This is a genomic window from Streptomyces virginiae (genome assembly GCF_000720455.1).
Lineage (GTDB): Bacteria > Actinomycetota > Actinomycetes > Streptomycetales > Streptomycetaceae > Streptomyces > Streptomyces virginiae.
In genome coordinates this window covers 1-25667 of sequence record NZ_JOAK01000027.1, presented here as the reverse complement: position 1 = coordinate 25667, position 25667 = coordinate 1, and the positions used below count along the sequence as shown (strand labels likewise).

Sequence of the window (25667 nt, the reverse complement as noted above, 5' to 3'; positions counted from 1 at the left end):
TCAGTCCATGCCGATCCAGACCGACTTGGTCTGGGTGTAGCTCTCCAGGGATTCGGGCCCGCATTCGCGGCCGAATCCGGAGGCCTTGTAGCCGCCGTAGGGCACCGAGGGGTCGTACTGGTTGTAGCAGTTGACCCAGACCGTGCCGGCCTTGATCTGCGAGGCGACGCGGTGTGCGCGGCGCAGGTCCTTGGTGTGGACGCCGGCGGCGAGGCCGTACGCGCTGTCGTTGGCGATGCGTACGGCGTCCTCCTCGGTGTCGAAGGGGATGATCGACAGGACCGGGCCGAAGATCTCCTCCTGGGCGATGCGCATGCCGTTGTCGACGCCGGTGAACACGGTCGGGAGGAAGTACAGGCCTTCGGCGGAGGCCCCTTCGGGGGTCCACCCGGTGCCGCCGGTCCGCAGGACCGCGCCCTCCTTCTCGCCGACCTCGATGTAGGAGCTGACCTTGTCGAACTGTGTGCGGTGCGCCAGGGGCCCGAAGAGGGTGGCCGGGTCGCGCGGGTCGCCGGGCTTGAGGGCGGCGGCGCGGCGCACGAGGCGTTCCACCAGCTCGTCGTGGATGGGGCGCTGGAGGAGCAGCCGGGATCCGGCGGTGCAGATCTCGCCCTTGTTGTAGTAGATGCCGAAGAAGGCGAGTTCCTCGGCGGCGTCGAGGTCGGCGTCGGCGAAGACGATGTTGGCGGACTTGCCGCCGAGCTCCATCGTCACCTTCTTCAGGGTGCCGGCCGCCTTGCGGATGATCGACTGGCCGACCACGGTGGACCCGGTGAAGGCGATCTTGTCGATGTCGGGGTGGCCGGTGAGGGTCTCGCCCAGCTCCACGCCGGGGCCGGTGACCACGTTCAGCACCCCGTCGGGGATCTCCGCCTCCTGGAACAGCTCGGCGATCTTCAGCGCGGTGAGCGGGGTGGCCGGGGAGGGCTTGTGGACGACGGTGTTGCCCGCGGCCAGGGCCGGTGCGATCTTCGTCATCGACAGCAGCAGCGGGAAGTTGAACGGGGTGATCGCGCAGACCACGCCCAGCGGTTCGCGCAGGGTGTAGGCGAGCTGACCGCCGGCCGGGGCGCGCGAGGAACCGTCGACGCGGGTCACGGCCCCGGCGTAGTAGTGCATGAGCTGGGCGGCCATGGGGGCGTCGACCGTGCTGGAGAAGGCGAACGGCTTGCCCATGTCCACGGTCTCCAGCAGGGCGATCTCCTCCAGGTCGCGCTCGATGAGCTCACCGACCCGGTTCAGCCGCAGCGCCCGCTCCTGGGCGGACAGTCTGCTCCACGGACCTTCCTCGTACGCCGTGCGGGCGGCGGCGACGGCCGCGTCCGCGTCGGCCGCGGCGGCCTGGGCGACCGGCACGATCTCCTGGCCGTCCACCGGGCTGATGTCCGGCTCGGTACGGCCGTCCCGGGCCGGGACCCATTTGCCGCCGATGAACAGTTTCCCGGGGTTGGCGAGGGGCGGGCCGCTCAGCTCACGCTTGGTCATGGCTGCCTTCCGGTGTCGGATGCGGGGCGGGGGTGGGGTGTCCCCTCAGCCCTTCGCGAGCTGGCTCAAGAACGTCTCCGCGAGGGCCTTGGAGGAGTACGGGTTCTGGCCGGTCGTCAGCTTGCGGTCGACGACCACGTGCGAGTCCCAGATCGCGGCGGCCTTCTCGTAGCGGGCGCCGAGCCGGGTGAGTTCGACCTCGAGGATCAGGGGGAGCCGGCCGGCCATGTTGGTGACCAGTTCCTCGTCGTGCGAGAAGGCCGTCATCCGGTAGCCCTCGAAGGGCCAGCGGCCTTCGCCGTCGCGCAGTGCGAGCAGCGAGGTGTGGCCGTGGCAGACCGTGGCGAGGGGCTTGTCCTGGGCGATGACCCAGCGCAGGATCTGGGCGAGTTCATCGGATTTGGGCAGGTCGCCGATCGCGCCGTGGCCGCCGCTGACGTAGACGCCGTCGTAGTCGGCGACGTCCTTCTCGGTGAGGGACTCCAGGGCGAGCGGAGCCTTCAGCTGGGGGGTGTTCTCGATGACCCGGACGTACTCGGCCGCGTTGGCCGCGTCCTCGTCGGGTGAACCCTGGGGCCGGACCCACTGGAGGAACTGGGGGTCGATGCTCGTCAGGTCGACCGTGGGCGGGCGGCCCGCGATGGTCGCCACGTCCACGTCGTGGCCGGCGGCCTTGAAGAGCGAAAAGGGAACGACGAATTCCTCTGCCCAGAATCCCGAGGGATGCTGTTCGCCGTCCAGCAGGTGCAGGGTCGCCTTGGCCGTCATGACGACGAGAATCTTCATGATTCTCTCCTTGTTCTGGATTCGCTGCCGATTCAACACGCCCCCCGCAGGGGGCGTAAGGGGGTGACGTCAGGCCCGCGATACTTCGTCACGTGCGTCCAACGCCGAGATGATGGTGCGGAATTCACCGACCAGGGGGTGGTCGGGATGGGCTTCTGCAAATATGCGCTCCCCGTACAGGGAGGCCATTTCCGGCGAGTAGGGAAGGATTCCGGCCACGGGTGCGCCGTAGACCTCCTCGGAGCGCCGCCGGGCCGCGTCCCGGTCCATGCCCGCGGGTGCCATGCTCAGCACCAGCGTCCGCCGGCAGGCCAGGCGGCCGGCGAGGGCGATGGTCTCCTCGACCCCGGAGAGGTCGATCCGGTCGGCCCGGGCCATGATCATCAGTACGTCGGCGCTCGCCATCGCGGTCACCGACTCGTTGTTGAGCCCGGCGTGCGTGTCGAGCAGCAGTACGTCCAGGGCGTAGTGCTCGGCCAGCCGGTCGAAGCCCTCGGGCAGCAGGCCCACGTCGTAGCCGCCGGCCATGAGCTCCCGCAGCGCCGCCGTCCCGGTCCGGGCCGGTACGACGTACAGCCCGGGCACGCCGGCCGGCTGGGCGGCGGCCTCGATCTCGCAGCGGCCGAGCAGGTAGTCGGCCAGGGAGGGTCCGGGGCCGAGCCGGAACAGCAGGTCCAGGGTGGGTGACTGGATGTCGGTGTCCACCACCCCCACCCGGCGCCCCCCGGCCGCGATGAGCAGCGCGAGGTTGGCCAGTACCGAGGACTTCCCGGTACCGCCGCGGTGCGAGTGCACCACGATGGTGCGGGTCATCTAGGCCACCACCTGATGGCCGGTGCCGTCCGCGTACGGCCCCCGCGCCGTACGTGGCCGGTGCAGCGCGAGCATGGTGACGTCGTCGTGCTGTTCGGCCGTGCCGGTGTGCTCGCGCACCGCCAGGTCCATCCGGTCGACGACGTCCTTGCCGCTCACCGGCGGGCCGGCGAGCAGTTCCAGCATCCGTTCGTCGCCGAGGAAGCTGCCGTTCGGACAGCGGGCCTCGGGGACTCCGTCGGTGAACACGAAGAGGGTGTCGCCCGGGTCCAGCTGGGCGTATCCGAGCGTGTAGACGCAGTCGGGCAGGACCCCGACGGCCGGTCCGGTGATGTCCAGAGCGGCGGGCGGGCTGCCGTCGGCGGGCAGCAGCAGGGGCGGGTTGTGGCCGCCGTTGATGTAGACGAGGCTGCCGGTGAGCGGGTCCAGGACCCCGAAGAACAGGGTGGCGAAGTAGCCCTGCCGCAGGTGGTTCCTCGTGAGGTAGCCGTTGGTGGCGGTGACCGCGTTGAGCAGCGGGGTGGCGCCGACGACCGGGATCCGCCGGCTGCCGCCGGCCCGTCCGGCGGCGACCAGGTGCTGGAGTCCGCTGTTCTGCGCGGTGTGCCGGAGCAGGGAGCGGATGAGCGCCATGAAGAGCGCCGCGCCGACCCCCTTGTCGCAGACGTCGGCGACGACGAAGGCCAGCCGGCGGCCGCGGGAGATCTCGAAGACGTCGTAGAAGTCCCCGGCGACCTGCCGGGCGGGCCGGAAGCGTACGTCGATCTCCCAGCCGTCGGGGACGGGCAGTGATTCGGGCAGGAAGCCCGCCTGGATCTCCCGGCCGATCTCCAGTTCCTTCTCGTAGCCCATGAGTTCGGCGCGGGCGTCGGCCTCCCGCAGGGTGCGGCCGAGTCCGGCGCGCTCCGAGCAGCTGTGCAGCCGTGCCCCGACGAGGGCGGGGAGGAAGGGTGGTACGAGGTAGTCGTGCCCGATCCGGACGTGTTCCTCCAGGGCGGCGAACTCCGTCACGGTCCAGACGACCACGATGGGCGCCCCGGCCCAGCGGCGCAGCCGGCGCACGGCCATCCGTACGGCGTCCCCGTCGGACTCGGCCGGGGCGAGCAGCACGTCCGCGACGGGCAGCAGTTCCAGCGGTCCTTCGCGCAGCTCCGTCAGTGTGCGGGTGACGAGGGACGCGTCCATCGTCCGCAGGGCGTCGAGCAGTTCGGGCGGTGGTGCCGGGTCCGCGTCGAGGATGATCACGGTCGTGGAGGGCATGGGTCCGTCCCCTCAGCCTTCACAGTCAGCGTGCTGATGTTGCGGCCGTCCCTGTACGCATAGGCGAACTCGTCCACGCTGGTCAGGGCCAGGTGGATGCCGAGGCCGCCGATCCGCCGGTCCTGTGGGGGAACCCCGGGGCAGGGCGGCAGGCGGCCCGCGACGGGGTCGAAGGCGGGGGCGGAGTCCTCGATGGTGATCTGCACCCCGCCGGGGCCGGAGCGGCCGCGGACGGTGATCCGTCCGTCGCCGCCCCGGTACCCGTGCATCACGATGTTCGTGGCCAGTTCGTCGACGGCCAGCCGGAGCCGGTAGGAGGCGCGTTTGCCGAGCCCCGCCCGTCCGGCCAGCCGCAGGACGAACGCGGCGATGTCGCCCAGCGCCCCGACCGTCGCGGGCACCTCCAGTACGACGGGCGTTCTCGCCAGCTCGACCATGTCACTCACGGTCGTCACTCATCGGAGATGACGATGCTGCGGTCGAGGCCGGCCGTCCGGATGGTCCGGGAGACGGGCTCGATGGCACCGACCACCTTGATGGTGACGTTGTCGGCGATCTTCTGCTGGGCGAAGACCAGGGAGCGCAGTCCGGCGCTGGCCATGTAGCCGACGCCGGCCATCCTGATCTCGATGGTGGTGGTGCCGTGGCCGGCGGCCTTCTCGATGGTCTGGTGGAAGTCCGGTGCGGTCTCGGCGTCCAGCTCGCCCGACAGGTCGATCACGGTGGTGTCGCCCTCGATGCTCAGGGACACGGAAAGCGGCATGTCAGGTCTCCTTCGGTCAGGGCGTGTCGGATTCGTCGGGGTCGTTGGTGCGGCCCACCAGGATGACCACGGAACGCGGGCCGATCAGGTACTTGCCGGCGTTGTCCAGCTCCGGCTCGGTGCCCGGGGTGGTGATGTCGTGCGGTGCCTCGGCCCCGGTGTCGGCGAACAGGTGCCAGCTGCGCCCGCCGGGCAGGGCGGGCAGTTCCAGGTCGTGCGACTCCCAGTGCGAGTTCATGGCCACGTACACCACGTCGTCGTCCCCGGCGCCGCAGCGGGCGACCGCCACCAGCCTGCTCTCCCCCGACCAGTCGGGCTGCCAGGCCCGCTCGCCGTGCCAGCTGATGTCGGGCAGGCCCAGGTGCTCGCGGACCCGCCCGGTGGGGTGGGAGGTGGAGCGCAGCTCGCGGTGGTGCTTGCGGAAGGCGATCATCTCGCGTGTGAAGCGGAGCAGTTCGGCGTTGTCGTCGACCTGGTCCCAGTCGAACCAGGACAGTTCGTTGTCCTGGCAGTACGTGTTGTTGTTGCCCTGCTGGGTCCTGCCGACCTCGTCGCCGGAGAGGATCATCGGGATGCCCTGGCTGGTGAGGAGGATGGCGAGGGCGTTCTTCATCTGCCGGGCGCGCAGGGCGTTGACCGCCGGGTCGTCGGTGGGGCCTTCGGCGCCGCAGTTCCAGCTGTTGTTGTCGTTGGCGCCGTCGTTGTTGCCCTCGCCGTTGGCCTCGTTGTGCTTGTCGTTGTAGGAGACCAGGTCGGCGAGGGAGAAGCCGTCGTGCGCGGTCAGGAAGTTGACCGAGGCGGCGGTACCGCGGCTGGAGTAGAGGTCGGGCGAGCCGGCGATGCGGGTGGCCAGTTCACCGGTGACTCCGGGATCGCCCTTCAGGAAGCGGCGCACGGTGTCGCGGTACTTGCCGTTCCACTCCGCCCAGCGGCCGTACGCCGGGAAGTTGCCGACCTCGTAGAGGCCGCCGGCGTCCCAGGCCTCGGCGATGAGCTTGGTGTGCCGCAGGACCGGGTCGTAGGCGAGCAGTTCCAGGAGCGGCGGGTTGGGCAGCGGGGTGCCGTCCAGGGACCGGCCGAGGATGGCGGCGAGGTCGAAGCGGAACCCGTCGATGTGGTAGTCGGCGACCCAGTGGCGCAGGCAGTCGAGGACGAAGTTGCGTACGACGGGGTGGTTGCAGTTGACGGTGTTGCCGGTGCCGCTGAAGTTGAAGTAGTAGCCCTCGGGCGTGAGCATGTAGTAGGTGGCGTTGTCGAGCCCCTTGAAGGAGATCGTCGGCCCCTGCTCGTTGCCCTCGGCGGTGTGGTTGAAGACGACGTCGAGGATGACCTCGATGCCGGCCGCGTGCAGGTCCTTGATCAGTGTGCGGAACTCGTCGCCCTGCATTCCGTAGCGTCCGGTGGCCGCGTAGCCGGCCTTGGGCGCGAAGAAGGAGACCGTGTTGTAGCCCCAGTAGTCGAAGAGCTTCTCGCCCGTCTCCGGGTTGGAGCGCGGGTTGTCGCTCTCGTCGAACTCGAACACGGGCAGCAGTTCTATGCAGTTGATCCCGAGTTCCTTCAGGTACGGGATCTTCTCGCGCAGTCCCGCGAACGTGCCGGGTGCGGTGACCTGGGAGTTGGGGTGCCGGGTGAAGCCGCGTACGTGGGCCTCGTAGACGACGAGGTCCTCGGCGGGGATGCCCAGCGGGGTGTCGTCGCCCCAGTCGAAGTCCTGGAGGCAGACGCGGGAGCGGTACTGGTAGCCGCGGCTGTAGTCCGGCTCCACGCCCCACACGTCACGGCCCGCGATCAGCCGGGCGTAGGGGTCGGAGAGGACCTGGCGGGCGTCGAAGCGGTGGCCGGTGACCGGATCGTAGGGGCCGTCGGCCCGGTAGCCGTACTCGATGTTCTCGTGGTCGAGGCCGAAGACGGTCATGGCGAACACGCTGCCGGTGCGGAATTCCTCGGGGAACTCCAGTTCGGCCATGGGTTCGGGCTCTCCGCGCTTGTAGATGACCAGGGTCATGGAGGTCGCCTGGTCGGAGAAGACGGAGAAGCTGACCCCGCCGGGGACCACGTTGGCCCCGAAGGGGAACGGTTTGCCGGCGCGGACGCGGTACCCGCCCACCTCGTGGGTCGGGTACGCGTCGACGCGCAGGACCTGCTCGGACCGGGTCTCGCTCATCGCGCGGCCTTGGCCTTGGCGGCGGCCGCGGCGGCCTCGCCGGTCTCGAAGAAGTCGAGGAAGCCGGTGGCCGACATGACGAACCGGACTTCCTCGCTCACCCCGTAGAGGGTGACGGCCACACCGGCGTGCTGGGCCTCGCGGTAGACGACGAGCAGGGTGCGCAGGCCCGCGCTGGAGACGTAGGTCACCGCCGTGAGGTCGATCCGCAGCGGCTTGCCCTCGCGGACCAGCGGCAGCAGGGACTGGAGCAGCGTGCCGGACGTCTCGCTGTTGATCTCACCGGTGGCGACGAGCACGGTGCCCGTCTTGTTCCGGCGTTCTTTGACGTTGAGAGTCATTGCATTCCCCTCTGGTTGGGGCGCCCCCCGTTGAGCGCTACTTCTTGGCCGTCGGCCGCAGCCGGACCTTCACCTTGACGCGGCTCTGGACGTCGGGCAGGCGCACGGTGAGCGCCTCCGCGTCGAAGTCGGTGTAGGGCTTCTCGTCGATCTCCACGGACGCGATCCGCACCGAGCCGGCGGGCAGCAGGTCGGGCGAGACGCGCAGGATGCGGTCGGGCAGGCCGGTCGGGTCGGGCTGGAAGTGGAAGTCCATCTCCCGGCCGTTGATGAGCAGGTTGTTGTAGACGGCGGCGAGGTAGCAGAGCTCCGCCGAGTGGTACATGGACATCGAGTGGCTGCCCTTGAGCCGCTCGGTGCCGAGCAGGTACGGAGTACCGCTGGCGAGGACGTTGAAGTAGACGGCGCCCTCGTCGTGGTCGAGGAAGAAGGTGTTGTAGAAGGCCTGCGCCTGCCGGGCCTCGCGCAGGTTCGCGTCGCCGCCGACGGTGCCGTTCAGGATGAGGTAGGCGAGGATCGCCTGCTCCTGCTGCCACCAGGCCTTGCGGTCATGCCAGGCGAAACGATACGTCTCCTGGTCCCCCTGCTTCACGCGCTCCACGACGTCGTACCAGCCGCCGCGCTGCACGTCGCTGCCGACGGCCGGCATGATCTCGCCGATCTTCCTGGCGAGCTCCTCGTACTCCGGCTTGGCCTTCAGCGAGTTCATCCGCATCAGGTTCCAGGCGATCTTCAGGTTGTGGCCGACGACCGCGCGGTCCTGCTGCCAGCTGTGCGCCTTGTCGTGGGACCAGTCGCGGTTGAAGCGCTCCTGGACGAAGGGGCTGTTCTTGTAGTCCGGGAACTTGTCCGCGATCGTGTCGAAGGTGTACTCGAGGAAGTCGGCGTACTTCTGGTCGCCCGTCGCCAGGTACAGGTTGATCAGGTAGGCGGGGGCGTGGTCGCCGACGGAGTTCCAGTTCTTGCGCTCGGCGTTCTCGCCGAGGGACTCGTGGTCCGCGCTGAAGAGGATCGGGTCGATGTGGGAGTAGTAGCCGCCCTGCTCCGGGTCGAAGAAGAACTTGTCGAACAGCCGGATGGTGGCGTCCGCGTCGTTCTTGATCCGGACGTCGCCGGTGACCCGGTAGGTCTGGATGGGACCGGCCAGCGCGTAGATCTGCTCGTACATCGGGATCGCGTCGTAGTCGTCGGAGAACTCCGAGGTGAACAGCTTGCGCTCGCTGTCCCCGTCGACGCTGATGCCGTGGTACCAGAAGACCACGTCCTCCTCGCCGTCCACGACCCGCATGTGCTTGCGCAGGTACTCGGTGCCGCGCTCGGCGACCTCCAGGTACTCGTCCTTGCCGGTCAGCAGGTAGGCCGAGGCCATGCCGTAGACCAGGCGGGAGATGGTGTCGGTCTCCTGGACGTGGCTGGCGGTCTTGTCACCGCCGAGCCGGATCTCGGTGCGGTACTCGGTGAAGTCCACCGGCCCGTCGCCGAACTGCGCCCGCCTGTAGAAGTCGGCCAGCGACTCGATCTGCTTGATCCACCAGCTGCCCTCCTCGAAGCGGTAGTCCTCGGCGCCGCGGCCCAGGAACACCAGGCGCTTGGCGTCGAAGCGGCCGCCGTGCTCGGGGTAGTGCACGCCGTAGACGAAGAGGAACCGGCCCGGCGAGAGCATCTCGTCGATGTGCCCGGAGGCGTCGATGTAGGGCTCGTCCAGGTTGCGGACCAGCTCGGCGCTGGGGTCGCCGGCGAGGGAGATGTCGAACTCCCGGCCGTCCGAGGTCTTCAGCCGCAGCAGGCGCGTACCGGAGTCGAAGCGGACGACGTAGCCCGCGATGGTGTCGGAGAAGGAGAAGCTCACGGCGTCCGCCATGTCATGCACCGTCCTTGTCGTGAGTGCTGTCGTCCTCGTATCCCTGGCTCACTTCGACGATCACCCCGTCCGGGTCGCGGACCCACACGGTCCGCCAGCCGCAGATGAAGTCGTCGAAGTCCAGCGGCCCCAGGGTCACTTCCGCCGCGTCGCCCAGGTCGGCCAGGAACGCGTCCACGCTGTCGGTCTGGAACGCCAGGTGGCGCAACCTGCCCGGGGCCTGCGGCCCGTCGTCGTGCGCCGGCCGGGCCGGGTCGGTGCCGGCCGCGAAGAGCTCCAGGTACGCGTCCCCCTTGCGCAGGAACACGATCCGGGACTCCCCGAGGTCGACCACCCGGGCCCGGGAGAAGCCGAAGTAGCGGGTGTAGAAGTCCTCGGTGGTCTTCTGGTCCACGCAGTTCAGACCCACGTGCGACCAGACCATCGGCCGGTCCCCGGAGCCCGGCATCAGCCGGCCCCCCGGCCCCGCCCGGCCGCGATCAGCTCGATGATCCGGCGGGCGAACAGGTGGTGGTGGGCGCCGGTGCGGCCGGTGACCAGGTCCCCGTCGACCACCACGTCCTCGTCGACGTACTCCCCGCCCATGTTGCGGACGTCGCCGATCAGGTTGTTGTGGCAGACCACCTTGCGGCCGCGGATCTTCCCCGGGATCGAGGACGCCAGCCACATGCCGTGACAGATGATCCCCTTCAGGACCGACGGCTCCTCGAAGGCCCGGCGCAGCAGCTCGGTCGCCGGGGCGAGGACGTCCACGTCCTCGGTGTAGCGCAGCCGGTCGGCCACCATGCCGGAGGGCACGATGATCGCCGCGTACCGGCGCAGCTCCTCATCGGTCAGCCCCTCCAGGGACCGGTTCACGGTGAACGGCGCCCGGTACTCGTGCCCGGTGAAGGTGATGGAGTCGTTGCCCCACAGCCGGGTCAGGAAGTCGACCTCGGCGCCCTCCTCCGCGAACCGGTGCTGGTAGTAGAAGATCTCCGGCTCGTAGTAGTCGCTTTCGACCAGGACCGCGATCCGGGTTCCGGACAGCGGGCCCTCGCGCAGGACGGCATCAGGCACGGCGGGTCCCCCTCAGGAAGTCCGCCGCGCGCTCGGCGATCATCGCGATGGCGGTGTGGCAGTTGCCCGACGGGACCGCGGGCATCACGCTGGCGTCCACGACGCGCAGGTTGCGCACGCCGTGCACTCGCAGCTCGGGGTCGACGACGGCGAGGTCGTCGATGCCCATGCGGCAGGAGCCGGCCTGGTGGTGGTAGCTCTCCGACTTCTGCTTCACGAACGTGCGCAGTTCGTCGTCACCGGCGTAGCCGGGGCCGGGCTGCAGCTCCTGCTTGTACCAGGGCGAGAACGCCGAGGTCGCGAAGATCTCCCGGGCGATCTTGACGCCCTGCACCATCCGTTCCAGGTCCCACCGGTCGCCCAGGTAGTTCGGGTTGATCAGCGGGTGGGCCAGTGGATCGGCGCTCGCCAGCCTGATCCAGCCGCGCGAGACCGGGCGTACGACGCCGGGCAGGATGGACACCGTGTTCGGGTGGTCCTTGCCGACGATCACGTCGAAGGGGACGTGGACGAAGGCGATCTGCAGGTCGGGGGCGGGCAGCCCCGGCTGCGAGGACAGGAACAGAGCGCTCTCCGACAGGTTCTGCGCCGGCGGCGGGAGCTCCTGGGTGACCTCGGCCATCAGCCCGGTCAGGACGTGGTTGTGGAAGTTCTCGCCGACCCCGGGCAGGGCCGCGGTGACCTCGATGCCGTGTTCGCGCAGCTGCTCGGGGTGGCCGATGCCGGAGAGCAGCAGCAGCTTCGGCGACTCGATCGCCCCGGCCGCCACGACCACCTCGCGCCGGGCCCGTACGGTGTGCAGCCCGGGCGCCGCGACGCTGCTGTGGCCGTCCCGGACGGTCCGGCCGGGGGCGTCGCTGTCCGAGAGCGGCGCGGGCGCCTTGAGCTGGACGTACTCCACACCCGTGCAGGTGTCCCCGTCGAAGAGCAGCCGGGTGCTCTGCGCGTTGGTGCGCAGCGTCAGGTTGGGCCGGCCGAGCGCGGGCTCCAGATAGGCGGCCAGGGCGCCCTGGCGGCGGCCGTCGGCCACGTCGATGTGGTGCCAGCCGGTGCCGAAGAGTCCGCGCCGGGGCCCGTCGGTGTTGAAGTCGGCGATCTCCTCGTGCCCCAGCTCGACGGCCGCGTCGATGAAGGCCCGGGAGACCGGGTTGGGGCCGTGCAGCCCGGCGTTGGTGATCCGCTGCGGGCCGCGGGTGCCGGTGGTGGGGGCGGTGACGTCCTCCTGCCCCTCCAGCAGGGCGAAGTACGGGAGCACGTCCTCGTACGCCCAGCCGGCCGCGCCCTGGTAGGCCCAGTTGTCGAAGTCCGAGGCGTGGCCGCGGATGTGCATCATGATGTAGAGGTTGCTGCTGCCGCCGGGGGCCTTGCCGCGCGGCTCGTACGTACGGCGGCCGTCGAGCCCGGGCTGCGGTGTGCTGGTGTAGCCCCAGTCGACGGGGCCGCCGAGGAGCTTGTACCAGGAGGACGGGTCGTCCACCTCGGCCGGGATCCGGGAGCCTCCCGCCTCCAGGACGAGGACGGTGACGTCCGGGTCCTCGGAGAGCCGGCCCGCCAGGACACTGCCCGCGGTGCCGGATCCCACGACGATGTAGTCGTACTCTTCCACGCTCACCGGTCCCCCCTCAGTCCTGGCTCAGCACCTGGAAGGGAACCGTGTCGTGGTAGTTCGCCATGTAGGCGATCTTTCCGTCCACGATCCGGAAGAAGTTCATGACCTCGGCCTCGATGGGCTCGCCGGAGGCGCTGACCGCGGTCAGGTGGGAGACGGCCGCGGCCTTCTCACCGTCGACGAGGAAGTGCACGGGCTCGTTGCGGAAGACGCGGTACATCGTCCCCATGCCCTTCATCATCGAGCGGAGCACCTCCAGGCCCTCGATGTGGCCGGCGAGCTGCTCGTCCATGACCTGGTCGTCGGCGAACAGGTCGCACCAGCGGTCCCAGTCCCCGGCGTTGGCGTACTCGTAGTACTTCTGCAGGATCTGTCGTGCGTCCATCGCGCTCATCCCCCTATCGGTCCCTGCGGGTTCCGTCCGGCGCGAACGGCGCCCAGAACTGGCTGAAGGCGGTCGCCGAGTCCCCGAAGAGCCCGTCGCGGCCCTCGACGATCCGGCCGTCCCGCCAGCGCATGAAGTGGAAGACGGGGTAGTCCATCCGCTCGTACGGGGACCCGCTCGCCTCGGCCGCGCCGGCCCGCAGGGCGACGTTGCGGCACACGTCCGCCGAGCAGTCCTCGCCGACCAGCACCGCTTCCAGGTCCATCCGGAAGGTGCCGCCCGTCAGCTTGTGGGTCTGCCCCATCAGCTCCAGGAAGGCGTCCAGGCTCTCGTACCAGCCGGCCAGGGGGTGGTTGCCCGGCACCAGCCAGCGCAGGTCCTCCGAGTAGAACTCCAGAATCCGCGCCCGGTCGCCGGAACCGAGGGCGGCGTAGGCCGCCCGGACCCGCTCCCGTGTCACTTCGGTCATCGTCGCTTCTCCTTCACCGCGGTCACGGTCACGGTCACAGGGAGCCGGAACCGGGCATCGGGGCCAGGTCGTTGACGGTGTACTGCTTGATCAGCGGCCCGTCGGGGCCGGCGACCACGGTCCAGGTCTGGTCGGCGTCGAAGCCGAGCCACTGGCTGCGGGCGGCCGGCGGGTCCCAGATCTTGGCCTGCCAGTTGACGAGGACCCGGACGACCGCCCGGTCGCCCTCGATGACGGGCTCCACCTTGGTGACCGTGTGCACCTCGTCGAAGAAGCGGTGGGTGACGGCCTCGTACCAGCGGCCGAAGCCCTCGTGTCCGAGGAAGGTGTCCTCGGGGACCTTGAACTCCAGGTCCTCGGTGATCAGGGCGAGCACATCAGCCAGGCCCACGTGCTGGTCCAGCGCCACGTACCAGTTCTCGGCGAAACTGCGGATCGCGTCCTCGGTCAGCTGCCGCTCGGCGGGCATGCGGTCTCCTCCTGTTCCGTGTCGTGCTGGGTGACTGGTCGGGTCAGGTCGGGTCAGGTCGGATCGGATCCGGTCTGCCGTCAGATCTGGACGTCGACGAGGAACGGGCCGGGGTGGGACAGCATCCGGCCCACCGCGGCGACCGCCTCGTCCGGCTTCTCCACCCGCATCCCGTCGGCGCCGAGCGAACGCGCCAGCCCGGCGAAGTCGATCTCGGGGTGCGAGAGGTCGAAGGAGCCCGGGAAGCCGTGCTCCGGGATGTCCCGCTCCCGCCAGTACTGGGCGATGTTGTCGTCCAGCAGCCGGTACTTGCGGTTGTTGCAGACGACGAACTTGGCGTCGATGCCGTGCCGGGCGGCGGTCCACAGCGCCTGGTAGGTGTACATGGACCCGCCGTCGCCCGCGAAGCCCACGACGAGCCGGTCCGGGCGGGCCAGCTTGGCGCCGACCGCCCCGGGGAAACCCACACCGAGCGATCCGCCCCGGGTGAGGTGGTAGTCGCCGGGGCGCTCCGCCGGCAGGTACCGGGTGACCAGCGGCGACGTGGTCAGCGCCTCGTCGAAGACGATCAGGTCCCCGCCGGTGCGCTCGGCCAGGGTCCGCAGGAAGACGGCCATCGGCGTGCCGTCGTCCTCGGCCGCCGCGCCCGCGGCCCGGGCCCGCTCCCGGGTCCGTACGTCGAGCCGGGCGGCCGCGGCGGCCCGGCGCTGCGGGGTCAGCTGCCGCTCCAGTACGCCGGCGAGCGCGTGCAGCGCCTGCCGGGGATCCGCGGCGAGGCCCAGGTCCACCGGGTGGTTCTTGGCGATCTCGTAGGCGTTGAGGTCGATGTGGACGACCTTCGCGCCGGCCCGGAAGGGGCTCTCCAGCTCGGGGAACACCTCCGGGAAGACGTAGGTGCCGACGATCAGCACCCCGTCGGCGTCGCCGATCAGCTCCTTGCTGTGCGGGCCGAACATGTGGCCCGTCTGGCCGCGCCGCAGCGGGTGCGAGGCGGCGATGTTCACCTCGGAGGAGTCGACCTCGTACACGTCGGCGCCCAGCAGCTCGGCGACGGCGACGAGCTCGCGCTGCGCCCCGGAGAGCGCCACCCCGTCCCCGACCAGTACGACCGGGCGCTCGGCGGAGGCCAGCAGCTCGGCCGCCCGGCCCACCGACGCAGGCGAGGGGGCCACGTCCGTGAGCGGGACGGTGGCCGGCAGCACGGGCTCGGAGTTGAGCTCGTCCAGCACGTCCATCGGCAGCGCGACGAACACGGGCCCGCGCGGCGGGGTGAGCGCGATCTTCACGGCCCGCCGGACGGTGCGCAGGACGGACCGCGGATCGGTGACGCGGGTCGCGTACTTGGTCACGGGCCTGGCCATCGCCACCAGGTCGGACGCCATCTGCGCGTCCATGGCGTCGTAGCGCACCCCGGCGTCGCCGGCGACGACGACGAGCGGGGTGTGGCCGCGCAGCGACTGGTAGAGCATCCCGATGCCGTTGCCCAGGCCCACTCCGGAATGCAGCTGGAGCAGGGCCGCGCCGCCGGTCGCCCGGGCGTACCCGTCGGCGATGCCGGCGGCCACGGTCTCCTGGAGGGCCAGTACGTACCGGAAGTCCTCCGCCGCGTCGACCGCGTCGAGGAATCCCTGTTCCACCGTCCCCGGATTTCCGAACATCACATTCAGGCCGTCGGCCTTGAACTGCTCGATCAGCCTTTCCCGTCCGGGAGTGGCTTCCATGAATTCCCCCTCGACCATCCGATTTCCCAGTGGTTTCCGGTCTCCGGTTTCCGGGATTACCAGCCGTATCGGGTGAGCCCGTCCTCCAGGACTTCCACGATCTTCTGCCCCGTCAGATAGGAGTCGGGGGTGGAACGTCCGGTGACGAAGGGATAGTCCACGATCACGGAGACCGGTTTGCCGAAGTTCCCGTGGTACGCGCCGCGCGGTCCGGTCGCGTCGCGCAGGATGTACTCCAGCGGATACGGCGGCGGCCCCATGTTGAAGTCGGTACCGAGGAATCCGGTGCCGTCCTTGTAGTCGTACTCCTTGCAGTGGCCGGTCACGTGCTTGCCCCAGATGATGCTCTTGCGGTCGTCCCAGTCCCGGGCGAAGGCCAGGCAGGCGACCCCGTAGCACTCGGCGGCCACGACCTTGCCGGCCTTCCGGAAGCCCAGGATCAGGGCGTGCACGCGCTCGTTGTTGGCGAGGTCGGCGATCGGGCCGCTTCCCCCGACGATGAGGATCGCGTCGTATCCGGCGATGTCGGCGTCGAGTTTGTCGAGATCGCGGTGGTACTGCTCCAGCTTGGGCAGGTAGGCCGCGTCGCTCGTGTACGGACGCTCGGGCACCCACGCCTCGATGTCGAGCGGCGAGTCCAGCCGGCTCGACTGCTCGAACTCCCGCCCCAGCCGGGCGTTCTCCTCGGTGGTCACCGAGCGTCCGAGCGGCGGGTCGACGTACTTCGCGTCGAGGCTCGGCGGGAGAGCGTGCGCACGCTTTCCGGTCGGCGTCGCGAATATGACCTCGTAGCCCCGCTCGTCGAACTTCGAGACGGGGCCTATCAGTTCCTCGGCCCAGTAACCGTGTTCGGAGACAATGACCAGAATCTTTCTGCTCACGTATTCCTCCAGGCGCCGCCTGTTGTCGTTGGCATCCCCCACACTGGCCGGGCCCAGAGCCCTCGTCAAAGCGCTGGCATGCGACTTCGTGAGGTAGCCGGACAGGTGACCGCGGCACTTCAGGTAGTCGTTCGCGGACGTCATGAAGTAGCTCCAGGACTACGTGACTTCGGCCGAATCGGTGAACCATTTCACGGGGCCCGTCCTAAGGTCTGGACGCGCCGTGAATCGCGGGCGCGCGAAGCACGAGGAGAGGGACGGCGACGATGACGACGGACTTGTTGTGCACACACATCGATCAGATACGTCCGGTGAGGCCCACCGCGGTGGGCTGCGAGGAGTGCCTCATCGCCGGCGATACCTGGGTGCACCTGAGGTTGTGCCTCAGCTGCGGACACGTCGGGTGCTGCGACTCGTCGAAGAACCGTCACGCCACCCGGCACTACCGGACCACCGAGCACCCGATCGCGGCCTCCCACGAGCCGGGCGAGGACTGGGCCTGGTGCTACGCCGACAAGCTGATGCTGGACCCGGCATGAGTACGGCCCGGGAGAGCTCCCCCGCCTCCACCGCCGCCGCCTCGACCACCCCCGCCGCCGCCTCCGCCGCGGCCGAGCGCGTGGAGAGCCGCAAGCCGGTGATCCTGGCCGTCGACGACGACCCGCAGGTGCTGCGCGCCGTCCGCCGCGACCTGCGCAGCGCCTACGGCGACCGCTACCGGGTCCTCGGCGCCTCCTCGGCGGCCGACGCCCTGAAGATCCTGGACTCCCTCGACGAGCGGGGCCACGACCCGGCGCTGTTCCTCGTGGACCAGCGCATGCCGGACGTGACCGGCGTCGAGTTCCTCCTGGAGGCCGTCAGCCGCTTCCCCGACGCCCGCCGGGTGCTGCTGACCGCGTACGCCGAGACCGACGCGGCGATCACCGCCATCAACCGGGTGCGCCTGGACTACTACCTGCTCAAGCCGTGGGACCCGCCCCACGAGCGGCTCTTCCCCGTCCTGGACGACCTGCTGTCGGACTGGCTGGCGACCTACCGCCCCGCCTACGACGGGATCATCGTCGCCGGCCACCTCGTCTCCCCCGGCACCCACGCCGTACGGGACTTCTTCACCCGCAACGGCCAGCCGTTCCGCTTCCTCAACGTCGAGCGGGACCCCGAGGCGCTGACCCTGATCGCCGCCCAGCCGGACGTGGCCCTGCCCTTGGTCCGCTTCCCCGACGGGGCGGTGCTCTCGGCACCGACCGACACGCAGCTCGCCCAGCACCTGGGGCTGGCCACCACCGCCTCGCGCCCCCACTACGAGTGCGTCATCGTCGGCGCGGGCCCCGCGGGGCTGGCGGCGGGCGTCTACTCGGCCTCCGAGGGCCTGTCCACGCTGATGCTGGACTCCCGGGCCCCGGGCGGCCAGGCCGGCACCTCCAGCCTGATCGAGAACTACCTCGGCTTCCCCTCGGGCCTCTCCGGCGGTGACCTGACCCGCCGGGCGACCATCCAGGCGTCCCGGTTCGGCGCCGAAATCCTGCACCCGGTGGAGGTGGTGTCGCTGACCCGGGACGACCCGGCGAAGATCCTCACCCTCGCCGACGGCACGGAGATCTCCGCCGAGACGGTCCTGCTCGCGACCGGGGTCTCCTACAACCGGCTCGACGCCCCGGGCGCCGACCGCTTCGAGGGCGCCGGCCTCTACTACGGCGCCGCGACCACGGAGAGCTCGGCCTGCATCTCCCAGCACGTGTTCATCGTCGGCGGGGCCAACTCGGCGGGGCAGGCCGCCGTGCACTTCGCCAAGTACGCCGCGCGCGTGACGATCCTGGTCCGCGCGTCCTCCCTGGACGCGAGCATGTCCCGCTACCTGATCGACGAGATCGAACGCACCCCGAACATCGAGGTCAAGGTACGCACCACGGTGGTGCGGCTGGACGGCGAGGAGCACCTGGAGCGCCTGACCCTCCACGACGCCGACACCGGCAAGGACACCGAGGTCGCCGCCCGCTTCATGTTCACCTTCATCGGGGCCCGCCCGCACACCGACTGGCTCGCCGGCGTCGTCGAGCGGGACGAGTACGGCTTCGTCCTCACCGGCTCGGACCTGATCTCGAACGGCGGCGAGCTCCCGGCCGAATGGAGCCTGGAGCGCGCGCCCTACCCCCTGGAGACGAGCGTGCCCGGCGTCTTCGCGGCGGGCGACGTCCGCGCCCACTCGGTCAAACGGGTGGCGTCGGGCGTCGGCGAGGGGGCGATGGCCGTCTCGCTGATCCACCGCTACCGCTCGATGGGCTGAGAGCGAACACTCCGGGGCTTGTGATCAAGGGCGCACCGGACGCAACGTTGATTACATGATTACAGCCGAACAGAGCGAACAGCTCCGCGCGTGGTTCGCCGAACGCCTGCCGGTGGACGCCTACGAGTCCCTCGACTCGGTCACCGCCGACCGCGAGGAGATCACGGTCGTCGGCACCATCCCGGCGACCGAGTCGGTCCGGGAGTTCCGCGAACGCACCCGCGAACAGCGCATCGAAGTGGCCCGCGAGGCCGAAGAGCTCTACCGCCGCAAGGTCGCCTGGGGCGTACGGGTGGGTGACGAGACGACCCTCTTCACCCACCTCGCCGTCCCCGTCATGACCCGCCTGCGCCAGTCCGAGCGCCAGGTCCTGGACACCCTGGTCGCCGGCGGGGTGGCCCGCAGCCGGGCCGACGCACTGGCCTGGTGCGTCCGCCTGGTCGGGCGCAACACCGACAGCTGGCTGACGGACCTGCGCGACTCCCTGGACCAGGTCGGCCGGGTCCGCGCGCAGGGTCCCGACGTCGCCGGCACGACGGACTCCATGAAGTCCGGGTCCGAATGACGAATCCGCCCCATGGAGCCGTGTGATCGCGTAAGGCTGGCCGAGACCTACACCCAGGGAGAGGTACGCACCATGACGACCACCGTCGAATACATCCGCTACCGGATCGCATTGGACGACCAGCAGGCCTTCGAGGACGCGTACGCCCGGGCGGCCGAGTCCCTGGCCGCCTCGCCCGAGTGCATCGACTACGAACTGGCCCGGTGCGAGGAGGAGAAGGAGCGCTACATCCTCCGGATCCGCTGGACCTCGATCGAGGCCCACCTGGGCGGGTTCCGCAAGGGGGAGCACTTCCCGGCGTTCTTCAGCGCGATCCGTCCGTACGTGACGGCCATCGAGGAGATGCAGCACTACCTCGTGACGGGCGTCGTGGGCACGGGAAAGGGCGCCGGACAGCGATGAGCACCACACCCACCATCTACGAGTGGATGGGCGGGGCGGAGGCGATGAACCGCCTCACCGACGCCTTCTACGCCCACGCCCTCCAGGACGAGATCCTGGCCCCGGTCTTCGCGGGCATGGACTCGGAGCACCCGCAGCACGTCGCGGTATGGCTGTCGGAGGTCTTCGGCGGCCCGGCGGAGTACACCGCCCACCACGGCGGCCACCAGCACATGGCCACGAAGCACCTGGGCCGGGCGATCACCGAGAGGCAGCGCCGCCGCTGGGTGGACCTGCTCATGGACACGGCCGACGAGGTCGGCCTCCCGACGGACCCCGAGTTCCGCGGGGTGTTCGCCTACTACATCGAGTGGGGCACCCGCATGGCCCTCATCTACTCGGGCCCCAACCCCCCACCGGTGGACGCGGCCAAGATCCCGGTCTGGTCCTGGGGCCAAACCCCACCGTGGATCCCCAAGACGGACTGACCCGACCCCGAACCGGGCGGCCCCGGCCGCCCGGTTCCCCTCTCCAGCCCCGCCGCACCCTTCAGCCCCGCCGCACCCTTCAGCCCCGCCGGCGTTTGAGGCGCGGGCCCCGGGGCGGAGCCCCGATCTTCAGCCCCGCCGGCGTTTGAGGCGCGGGGTCCGGGGCGGAGCCCCGGCAGCCGACCGGCGCCCGGACTCCGGCTCAGGCCCGCCCTCGGGCTCCGGCTCCGGCTCCGGCTCCGGCTCGGCCAGCAGCACCGCCAGCCCCGGCTCCCGCCCCCGCCAGAAGTCCACGGCCTCCTCCAGCACCTCCACGAACGTCTCCCACTCCGCGGGCCGCGCCCCCGCGTACCCCCGCCACCCCGTCACGGCGACCAGCCGCCCCGCCGCCGCGGCCGGCAACCAGGACAGGTCCCGCAGCGCGTCCGCCAGCGCGTCCCAGTTCCCGCCGACCCACTCCGGCAGCCGCAAGGCGTCCCCGCACCGCCGCATCAGGTCGGCCTTGCCCCCTACGCCGTCCAGGTCCAGCCGTACGGTCGTGCGGCCCGCGGCCTCGGCGGCTGCGAGCGCCGGGGCGAGCGGCTGCGGGTGCAGGGTCATCGCAGAACCGCCTTGAACGTCTCGTAGTGGTCGTCCGTGTAGTAGAACTCCCCACCCTCGCCCGTCACGATCCGCCGGGCCCCGCGGTCCCGCTCCCCCGGCGTGCGCACCGTGAACTCGTGGTAGTAGCCGCGCTTCTGGCGCGGCAGGACCTTCTCGAAGTTGCCGAAGACGGTGCCGTCCTGCCGGTACGGGTACGGGCCGCCCTTGTCGATGAGCGCGAGGACGTCCCGCGCCTGTCTCGGCAGCGCGTCGGCCCGTACGACGGCCATCCCCCGCGCCCAGCCGGGATCACCACCGGGGGACACCGCGCTGGGAGCCGCACTCGGCTCGGCACTGCCGCCGACCACGGCGGGGCCGGGTTTCTGCGCACCACAGCCCGCCGCTGCGACGAGCGCGACACAGAGGAACACGGCCCCCAGCGAACGCCAGAGCCATCGGGGCACGCTCCGGAAGATCATGCGCCGATCGTGCCAAATATCCGATTCGCCCGCGAATCGTTCGGTCGCGTCAGAGCGCGGCCATCTTGCTGTAGGGACTCAGGATGCGCTTCTGGACCGAACCGAAATCGACGAGAACGGCGATCCCCTCCTCAATTCCGACGACACGGCCGAGGCCGTGCTCGTCGTGAGTGACCCGGTCGCCGACGTTGAACTGCCGGATGGGCTGCTCCACGGGGGCTTTGAACGGGCTGGACGGCAAGTGGCGGCGAGGAACTGCTGATTTTGTCATCGGAACCAGTATGCGCCCCGCGAGCCGTCGCGCGGTGGCCCTTCGCATCTCGATCCGGGCACCATCCGCACCACCAGCGCCCCGGAAGCGCCCGTACGAGGGCAATGCGGAGGCACACGGAGGCGGCGCAGCCCAGCACCCCGCGGGCCCCGCTGCGCTGGCGGCGCTCCCGCCGCCCTCCCGCCCTACAGGTCGTCGGGGTCGGCCCGGTCCAGCGCCGGCCGCAGCCCCGGAGCCGATTCCGTCAGCAGGTAGTCGGCGACCGCCGTGTCCGTGACGAGGCTCGTGACCAGCCCCGACCGCAGCACCGCGCCGATCGCGGAGGCCTTGCGCAGCCCGCCCGCGATCGCCACGACCTCCGGGATCCGCCGCAGCCGGTCCGCCTCGACCGTGATGCACCTCTCGCCGAGGTCCCGGCCGACCCGCCGGCCCTCGGCGTCGAAGAGGTGGGCGGACATCTCGGCCGCGACGCCGAGGGAGGCGTAGTGGGCCCGCTCCTCGTCCGTCAGCATGTCGTGGACGGTCGAGATGCCCGGCTCCCACGAACCGATGGAGACGGCCGCGACCGTCACCTTGTCGAAGTAGTCGAAGGCGCGCGCGATCCCGGTCTGGCTGCGCAGCGCGGCCGCCGTCGCCGGGTCGGGCAGCAGCATGGGCGCGTAGATCGGGTGCGCGTCGCCGCCCGAGACCTGCGCGGCCCTGCGTACGGCCTCCACGGAGCCGCGCTCCGCGGTGCCCGCGTCGTACACCCCGGTCAGCTGCACCACCGTGCACTGCGGCAGGCGGTGCAGGGAGGCGGCCATGTGGATCGTCGACCGGCCCCACGCGAGGCCCAGTACGTCGCCCTCGTTGACCAGTTCGCCCAGCAGGTCGGCGGCGACCGCGCCCAGGTTCTCCGGGTCCGGGGCGTCCTCGGTGGCGTCGGCCGGGGACTCCACCACGACGGCGTGCCGGAGCCCGTACCGGGCCCGGAGCGCGTCCGAGCGCTCCGCGTCGAGCTCGGCCGGAACCCGGATCTCGATGCGCACGAGGTCGCGTTCGAGGGCGGTCTCCAGCACCCGGGCCACCTTGAAGCGGCTCACGCCGAACTCCTCGGCGATCTGGATCTTGGACTTGCCCTCCAGGTAGAAGCGGCGGGCCATGGCCGCCGCCTGCACCAGCTCCGCGGGTCCCATCCGCAGGGCTGACCGTCCCGCCGACATTGCAGACACCGCGTTCTCCTCACTGCTGTTCACACTCTCGTGTTCACACTCTCGACTCGCCGTTCATCCTGTCAGATCCGACGGCCGTTGATCAGCCTGGACAGCTCCCGTTCACCGAGCTGTTCACCAACGCTCGACTCAGTGGTCGCAAGCCCACGGCGCCGCCGCGATCGCCGCGCCCGCCTGGTCACGCAGCGTGCGGACGGCGGCCGCCGGATCGACCGCCCCGTAGACCGCGCTGCCCGCCACGAAGACGTCCGCGCCTGCCTCGGCGCAGCGCTCGATGGTCGAGGCCGAGACCCCGCCGTCGACCTGCAGCCACAGCTCCAGACCGTGCTTGGCGATCAGCTCCCGGGTACGGCGGATCTTGGGGAGCATGATGTCGAGAAAGGGCTGGCCGCCGAAGCCGGGCTCGACCGTCATGATCAGCAGCATGTCGAGCTCGGGGAGGATGTCCTCGTACTGTTCGATCGGCGTCGCGGGCTTGAGCGCCATGGAGGCCCGCGCCCCCTTCGCCCGGATCTCGCGCGCGAGGCGGACGGGCGCCGCCGCGGCCTCGGCGTGGAAGGTGACCGAGCCCGCGCCGGCCTCCACGTACTGCGGCGCCCAGCGGTCCGGGTTCTCGATCATCAGGTGCAGGTCCAGCGGGATGTCCGTGGCGCGGCTCAATGACTCCACGACCGGCATGCCGAGGGTGAGGTTCGGGACGAAATGGTTGTCCATGACGTCGACATGCAGCCAGTCGGCCCCCTCGACGGCCTTCGCCTCCTCGGCGAGACGGGCGAAGTCGGCGGACAGGATGCTGGGATAAATCTGAGCGGCCATGCCCCAAGCCTGCCATGCCTGGGGCCGGTTCCGGCCACGACCCCGCAAGTCAGGAGCTGCGTAGCGATCCTTAAGCGATCACGGAGAACATTTAAATTGTCCTTAGAGATCGCCTTCGGCACGGTTCTGTCCATGACAGCCTCCCCGCGCCGGCGCCCGGAGCGCCGCCCCCGGACGGTCCGCACGACGCCCGAACACTCCCCGGGAACACCCGCCACCCCCTCCGCCGCCCGCTCCCCCTGGCGCAATCAGGACTTCCGCACCCTCTTCGGCGCCGCCACCCTCAACCAGCTCGGCACCAACACGGGCTACGTGGCCGTCCCCCTGCTCGCCCTCACGGCCCTCGACGCCGGCCCCGCCCAGGTGGGCGTCCTCGCTGCGCTCTCCACGCTCGCCTTCCTCCTGATCGGCCTGCCGGCCGGAGCCTGGGTCGACCGCCTGCGCACCCGCGGCGTCCTCATCACCGCCGACCTCGCCCGGGCGGCGCTCTTCGCCTCCTTACCTCTCGCCTGGTGGCTGGACGCCCTCACGCTGGGGCAGCTGTACGCCGTGGTCCTGCTGGCCGGCTGCGCCACCGTCTTCTCCGACGTCGGCTCGCAGAGCGTCCTGCCCCAGCTCGTCGGCCGGAAGGGCCTGATCCGGGCCAACACCGCGATGGTGACCCTCATGGCCGCCGCCAACATCGCCGGCCGCGGAGCCGGCGGCGCCCTGGTCGCAGCACTGACCGCCCCCGCGGCACTGGCCTGCTCCGCTGCGGCGTACCTCGCCTCCGCCGTCCGCCTCACCGGGATCCGGGCCGCACCCGCCCCGCCGGCCACCGTCCGGAGCCCGCTCACGACGCAGATCCGGGAAGGACTCCAGCACGTACTGGGCCACCCCGAGCTGCGCGCCCTGGCCCTGGCCGCCACCCTGAACAACCTGGGCGGCGCGGTCCTGGGCACCATGCTCCCCGTCCTCTTCGTCCGCGAACTGGACCTGTCCCCCGCCTCGCTCGGCCTCTTCTGGGCGACCGGCGGCGCGGGCCTGCTCCTGGGAGCCCGCCTGGCCCGGCCCTTCGCGGCCCGCGTGGGTTACGGGCGCGCCTTGCTGCTGACCCTGACCCCGGCGGCCCTGCTGGTACCGCTGCTCGACCACGGCCCGTGGCTCTGGCTCGCGGGCGGCGCCTGGCTGCTGACCATGATGAAGATCGGCTCGGACAACGTCCTGGCGGTCAGCCTCCGCCAGCACCTCACCCCGGACCCCCTCATGGGCCGCATGAACGCCACTTTCCGCTTCACCCTGACCGGCGCCGTGGCTCTGGGCTCCGCCACCTCGGGCCTCCTGACGGAACTCACCACCCTCCACACCACCCTCTGGACGGGAGCCGCCGTCCTGTCCCTGTCCTGGACCCCGGTGGCCTTCTCGCCGCTCCCGCGGCGACGGGGCGTGACGGGGTAGGGGTCACCGCAGGCGCGGGAGCGGCTCAGCAAGCCAGAAGCCGCAGGCACGGGCCGGCGCGGGCGAAAAGCCGCCGGGGCGGGGAGTCGCGTCGCTACGCGATGGCCTTCGGCCACCCTTGACCGCCCGTCCCGCCACGGAAATCCGAAAGACTGCCGGGAAGCCCCCAAAGGAACGGGCCGGTCTCAGCTTTTCAGGGACGGGGCGTCGGGCATGCGCGGCGGCGGCCGGGGGGCGCATCAAATCGCTACACGCTCCCGCGAGACGGCGCCTGCGAGCGGGCATAGGCCGCCATCGATCACCACACACGCCCCCATCACGCGTCCGCGAGATGTCCGGGGCTGGGCATAGGCCGCAGAAACCTTCCTCCACCCCTCACGGACGGCGTCTGGCCCCTGAGTGGGGAGGAAAAGCGTCAGATGACGGCTGGAGCGATGCCCATCCATGTCTGCGTGAGTGCGCGCCCAAAAGACCCTTCAATACGCCCCAGTTGCTCCCGTTTGCGCCTAAGGGTGGGATCGCACCGTGGTCTTGGTAGGGGTTGGCATCGGCTGAGCCGATGGATCACCCTCCCGCCCCCCGGTATCGCCCCTCTCAGCCCCAGACGAGGGCCGGACGCCCTCGTGCAGGAGCGCGTAGCGATTAGTGGCGGCCTATGCCCAGCCCAAGGGACTCGCACACGCCATCCGTCAGGAGCGCGTAGCGATTAGTGGCGGCCTATGCCCAGCCCAAGGGACTCGCAGACGCCGTCTCACAGGAGCGCGTAGCGATTGGTGGCGGCCTATGCCCAGCCCAAGGGGCTCGCAGACGCCACCGGGCAGGAGCGCGTAGCGATTGGTGGCGGCCTATGCCCAGCCCAAGGGACTCGCAGGCGCCGTCTCGCAGGAGCGCGTAGCGATTGGTGGCGGCTTATGCCCAGCCCAAGGGGCTCGCAGACGCCACCGGGCAGGAGCGCGTAGCGATTAGACGCGCCCCCGACCGCCGCCGGGCATCTCCGACGCCCCGTCCCTGAAATCTGGAACCGGCCCGTTCCTTTGGGGGCTTCCCGGCAGTCTTTCGGATTTCCGTGGCGGGACGGGCGGTCAAG

Annotated in this window: 28 protein-coding genes; 6 read left to right on the top strand and 22 right to left on the bottom strand. The window is 70.4% G+C overall.

What is annotated here, in order from left to right; genetic code table 11:
• The 17 genes from IG86_RS0130785 to IG86_RS0130705 form a co-directional block, all read right to left on the bottom strand.
• The gene (locus IG86_RS0130785; protein WP_030901303.1) at positions 1–1485 is read right to left on the bottom strand and encodes an aldehyde dehydrogenase family protein; all 1485 of its coding nucleotides are present in this window, start codon (positions 1483–1485) and stop codon (positions 1–3) included.
• A gap of 45 nt (positions 1486–1530) precedes the next feature.
• Positions 1531–2271, bottom strand: a complete 741-nt coding sequence (locus IG86_RS0130780) for a type 1 glutamine amidotransferase domain-containing protein (RefSeq protein ID WP_051785514.1) — start codon at positions 2269–2271, stop codon at positions 1531–1533.
• Between the two features lie 69 nt (positions 2272–2340).
• The gene (locus IG86_RS0130775; RefSeq protein ID WP_030830338.1) at positions 2341–3084 is read right to left on the bottom strand and encodes a MinD/ParA family ATP-binding protein; all 744 of its coding nucleotides are present in this window, start codon (positions 3082–3084) and stop codon (positions 2341–2343) included.
• Entirely contained in the window at positions 3085–4344 is a 1260-nt protein-coding gene (locus tag IG86_RS0130770) for a PP2C family protein-serine/threonine phosphatase (RefSeq protein ID WP_051785513.1), read from the bottom strand.
• Positions 4326–4781, bottom strand: coding sequence for an ATP-binding protein (locus tag IG86_RS0130765; protein WP_030901301.1), 456 nt, complete (start codon positions 4779–4781; stop codon positions 4326–4328). Before IG86_RS0130765 ends, IG86_RS0130770 begins: the two co-directional genes overlap by 19 nt.
• 14 nt (positions 4782–4795) lie before the next feature.
• Positions 4796–5107: an STAS domain-containing protein gene (locus tag IG86_RS0130760; RefSeq protein WP_030830330.1), complete on the bottom strand. Its 312-nt coding sequence runs from the start codon at positions 5105–5107 to the stop codon at positions 4796–4798.
• 16 nt (positions 5108–5123) lie between these two features.
• Positions 5124–7271: a glycogen debranching protein GlgX gene (gene glgX, locus IG86_RS0130755; protein ID WP_030901299.1), complete on the bottom strand. Its 2148-nt coding sequence runs from the start codon at positions 7269–7271 to the stop codon at positions 5124–5126.
• Positions 7268–7612, bottom strand: a complete 345-nt coding sequence (locus tag IG86_RS0130750) for an STAS domain-containing protein (protein ID WP_030656304.1) — start codon at positions 7610–7612, stop codon at positions 7268–7270. Before IG86_RS0130750 ends, glgX begins: the two co-directional genes overlap by 4 nt.
• 37 nt (positions 7613–7649) lie before the next feature.
• Positions 7650–9473, bottom strand: a complete 1824-nt coding sequence (locus tag IG86_RS0130745) for an AGE family epimerase/isomerase (protein WP_030830323.1) — start codon at positions 9471–9473, stop codon at positions 7650–7652.
• Position 9474: 1 nt separating this feature from the next.
• A complete protein-coding gene (locus IG86_RS0130740) occupies positions 9475–9921 on the bottom strand; it encodes a VOC family protein (RefSeq protein ID WP_078848267.1) in 447 nt (148 codons plus the stop codon).
• A complete protein-coding gene (locus tag IG86_RS0130735; protein WP_030901297.1) occupies positions 9921–10532 on the bottom strand; it encodes a DJ-1/PfpI family protein in 612 nt (203 codons plus the stop codon). The genes IG86_RS0130740 and IG86_RS0130735 overlap by 1 nt, the downstream gene beginning before the upstream one ends.
• Entirely contained in the window at positions 10525–12144 is a 1620-nt protein-coding gene (locus IG86_RS0130730; RefSeq protein WP_030901295.1) for a GMC family oxidoreductase, read from the bottom strand. Before IG86_RS0130730 ends, IG86_RS0130735 begins: the two co-directional genes overlap by 8 nt.
• A 10-nt stretch (positions 12145–12154) precedes the next feature.
• Positions 12155–12526 (bottom strand): nuclear transport factor 2 family protein, encoded by a 372-nt coding sequence (locus IG86_RS0130725; protein ID WP_030656295.1) that lies wholly within the window; start codon positions 12524–12526, stop codon positions 12155–12157.
• Between the two features lie 13 nt (positions 12527–12539).
• Entirely contained in the window at positions 12540–12995 is a 456-nt protein-coding gene (locus tag IG86_RS0130720; RefSeq protein WP_030830310.1) for a nuclear transport factor 2 family protein, read from the bottom strand.
• A 34-nt stretch (positions 12996–13029) separates the two neighbouring features.
• Positions 13030–13464, bottom strand: a complete 435-nt coding sequence (locus IG86_RS0130715; protein WP_030830307.1) for a nuclear transport factor 2 family protein — start codon at positions 13462–13464, stop codon at positions 13030–13032.
• A gap of 80 nt (positions 13465–13544) precedes the next feature.
• Positions 13545–15185, bottom strand: a complete 1641-nt coding sequence (locus IG86_RS0130710; RefSeq protein ID WP_030901293.1) for a thiamine pyrophosphate-binding protein — start codon at positions 15183–15185, stop codon at positions 13545–13547.
• 56 nt (positions 15186–15241) lie between these two features.
• Complete coding sequence (locus tag IG86_RS0130705) at positions 15242–16066, bottom strand: type 1 glutamine amidotransferase domain-containing protein (protein WP_030830302.1); 825 nt, start codon at positions 16064–16066, stop codon at positions 15242–15244.
• A gap of 266 nt (positions 16067–16332) precedes the next feature.
• Here IG86_RS0130705 and IG86_RS0130700 point away from each other — a divergent pair, with 266 nt between their 5' ends.
• From IG86_RS0130700 to IG86_RS45425, 5 genes are all read left to right on the top strand, one after another.
• Positions 16333–16605 (top strand): UBP-type zinc finger domain-containing protein, encoded by a 273-nt coding sequence (locus IG86_RS0130700; RefSeq protein WP_030830299.1) that lies wholly within the window; start codon positions 16333–16335, stop codon positions 16603–16605.
• On the top strand, positions 16602–18350 hold the full coding sequence (locus IG86_RS0130695; RefSeq protein WP_078848268.1) for an FAD-dependent oxidoreductase: 1749 nt from the start codon (positions 16602–16604) through the stop codon (positions 18348–18350). Before IG86_RS0130700 ends, IG86_RS0130695 begins: the two co-directional genes overlap by 4 nt.
• A 55-nt stretch (positions 18351–18405) precedes the next feature.
• Positions 18406–18915 (top strand): hypothetical protein, encoded by a 510-nt coding sequence (locus IG86_RS0130690; protein WP_030656283.1) that lies wholly within the window; start codon positions 18406–18408, stop codon positions 18913–18915.
• A gap of 72 nt (positions 18916–18987) precedes the next feature.
• Positions 18988–19317: a putative quinol monooxygenase gene (locus IG86_RS45430; protein WP_030036642.1), complete on the top strand. Its 330-nt coding sequence runs from the start codon at positions 18988–18990 to the stop codon at positions 19315–19317.
• Entirely contained in the window at positions 19314–19784 is a 471-nt protein-coding gene (locus IG86_RS45425; protein WP_030830293.1) for a group II truncated hemoglobin, read from the top strand. The genes IG86_RS45430 and IG86_RS45425 overlap by 4 nt, the downstream gene beginning before the upstream one ends.
• Positions 19785–19913: 129 nt before the next feature.
• Here the strand turns inward: IG86_RS45425 and IG86_RS0130675 are convergent, their stop codons facing one another.
• From IG86_RS0130675 to rpe, 5 genes are all read right to left on the bottom strand, one after another.
• On the bottom strand, positions 19914–20384 hold the full coding sequence (locus IG86_RS0130675; RefSeq protein WP_063761583.1) for a barstar family protein: 471 nt from the start codon (positions 20382–20384) through the stop codon (positions 19914–19916).
• Positions 20381–20845 carry a guanyl-specific ribonuclease gene (locus IG86_RS0130670; RefSeq protein ID WP_030901288.1) on the bottom strand — a complete coding sequence of 155 codons (465 nt, stop codon included), beginning with the start codon at positions 20843–20845 and terminating at the stop codon, positions 20381–20383. Before IG86_RS0130670 ends, IG86_RS0130675 begins: the two co-directional genes overlap by 4 nt.
• Before the next feature lie 49 nt (positions 20846–20894).
• Entirely contained in the window at positions 20895–21116 is a 222-nt protein-coding gene (locus tag IG86_RS0130665) for a CarD family transcriptional regulator (RefSeq protein ID WP_030036649.1), read from the bottom strand.
• A gap of 185 nt (positions 21117–21301) precedes the next feature.
• The gene (locus IG86_RS0130660; protein ID WP_030656274.1) at positions 21302–22318 is read right to left on the bottom strand and encodes a sugar-binding transcriptional regulator; all 1017 of its coding nucleotides are present in this window, start codon (positions 22316–22318) and stop codon (positions 21302–21304) included.
• 138 nt (positions 22319–22456) lie between these two features.
• Positions 22457–23143 (bottom strand): ribulose-phosphate 3-epimerase, encoded by a 687-nt coding sequence (gene rpe / locus IG86_RS0130655; protein ID WP_030036653.1) that lies wholly within the window; start codon positions 23141–23143, stop codon positions 22457–22459.
• A 132-nt stretch (positions 23144–23275) separates the two neighbouring features.
• Here rpe and IG86_RS0130650 point away from each other — a divergent pair, with 132 nt between their 5' ends.
• Entirely contained in the window at positions 23276–24580 is a 1305-nt protein-coding gene (locus tag IG86_RS0130650) for an MFS transporter (RefSeq protein ID WP_078906092.1), read from the top strand.
• Positions 24581–25667: the final 1087 nt, after the last annotated feature.

Coding starts and splice junctions, on each gene's coding strand:
- glgX (WP_030901299.1), bottom strand. CDS start 7,271: ATGAGCGAGACCCGGTCCGAGCAGGTCCTGCGCGTCGACGCGTACCCG.
- IG86_RS45430 (WP_030036642.1), top strand. CDS start 18,988: ATGACGACCACCGTCGAATACATCCGCTACCGGATCGCATTGGACGAC.
- IG86_RS0130750 (WP_030656304.1), bottom strand. CDS start 7,612: ATGACTCTCAACGTCAAAGAACGCCGGAACAAGACGGGCACCGTGCTC.
- IG86_RS0130675 (WP_063761583.1), bottom strand. CDS start 20,384: ATGACCCTGCACCCGCAGCCGCTCGCCCCGGCGCTCGCAGCCGCCGAG.
- IG86_RS0130740 (WP_078848267.1), bottom strand. CDS start 9,921: ATGCCGGGCTCCGGGGACCGGCCGATGGTCTGGTCGCACGTGGGTCTG.
- IG86_RS0130765 (WP_030901301.1), bottom strand. CDS start 4,781: ATGGTCGAGCTGGCGAGAACGCCCGTCGTACTGGAGGTGCCCGCGACG.
- IG86_RS45425 (WP_030830293.1), top strand. CDS start 19,314: ATGAGCACCACACCCACCATCTACGAGTGGATGGGCGGGGCGGAGGCG.
- IG86_RS0130665 (WP_030036649.1), bottom strand. CDS start 21,116: ATGACAAAATCAGCAGTTCCTCGCCGCCACTTGCCGTCCAGCCCGTTC.
- rpe (WP_030036653.1), bottom strand. CDS start 23,143: ATGGCCGCTCAGATTTATCCCAGCATCCTGTCCGCCGACTTCGCCCGT.
- IG86_RS0130745 (WP_030830323.1), bottom strand. CDS start 9,473: ATGGCGGACGCCGTGAGCTTCTCCTTCTCCGACACCATCGCGGGCTAC.
- IG86_RS0130760 (WP_030830330.1), bottom strand. CDS start 5,107: ATGCCGCTTTCCGTGTCCCTGAGCATCGAGGGCGACACCACCGTGATC.
- IG86_RS0130720 (WP_030830310.1), bottom strand. CDS start 12,995: ATGACCGAAGTGACACGGGAGCGGGTCCGGGCGGCCTACGCCGCCCTC.
- IG86_RS0130775 (WP_030830338.1), bottom strand. CDS start 3,084: ATGACCCGCACCATCGTGGTGCACTCGCACCGCGGCGGTACCGGGAAG.
- IG86_RS0130660 (WP_030656274.1), bottom strand. CDS start 22,318: ATGTCGGCGGGACGGTCAGCCCTGCGGATGGGACCCGCGGAGCTGGTG.
- IG86_RS0130770 (WP_051785513.1), bottom strand. CDS start 4,344: ATGCCCTCCACGACCGTGATCATCCTCGACGCGGACCCGGCACCACCG.
- IG86_RS0130780 (WP_051785514.1), bottom strand. CDS start 2,271: ATGAAGATTCTCGTCGTCATGACGGCCAAGGCGACCCTGCACCTGCTG.
- IG86_RS0130690 (WP_030656283.1), top strand. CDS start 18,406: ATGATTACAGCCGAACAGAGCGAACAGCTCCGCGCGTGGTTCGCCGAA.
- IG86_RS0130700 (WP_030830299.1), top strand. CDS start 16,333: ATGACGACGGACTTGTTGTGCACACACATCGATCAGATACGTCCGGTG.
- IG86_RS0130670 (WP_030901288.1), bottom strand. CDS start 20,845: ATGATCTTCCGGAGCGTGCCCCGATGGCTCTGGCGTTCGCTGGGGGCC.
- IG86_RS0130715 (WP_030830307.1), bottom strand. CDS start 13,464: ATGCCCGCCGAGCGGCAGCTGACCGAGGACGCGATCCGCAGTTTCGCC.
- IG86_RS0130650 (WP_078906092.1), top strand. CDS start 23,276: ATGACAGCCTCCCCGCGCCGGCGCCCGGAGCGCCGCCCCCGGACGGTC.
- IG86_RS0130725 (WP_030656295.1), bottom strand. CDS start 12,526: ATGGACGCACGACAGATCCTGCAGAAGTACTACGAGTACGCCAACGCC.
- IG86_RS0130710 (WP_030901293.1), bottom strand. CDS start 15,185: ATGGAAGCCACTCCCGGACGGGAAAGGCTGATCGAGCAGTTCAAGGCC.
- IG86_RS0130695 (WP_078848268.1), top strand. CDS start 16,602: ATGAGTACGGCCCGGGAGAGCTCCCCCGCCTCCACCGCCGCCGCCTCG.
- IG86_RS0130785 (WP_030901303.1), bottom strand. CDS start 1,485: ATGACCAAGCGTGAGCTGAGCGGCCCGCCCCTCGCCAACCCCGGGAAA.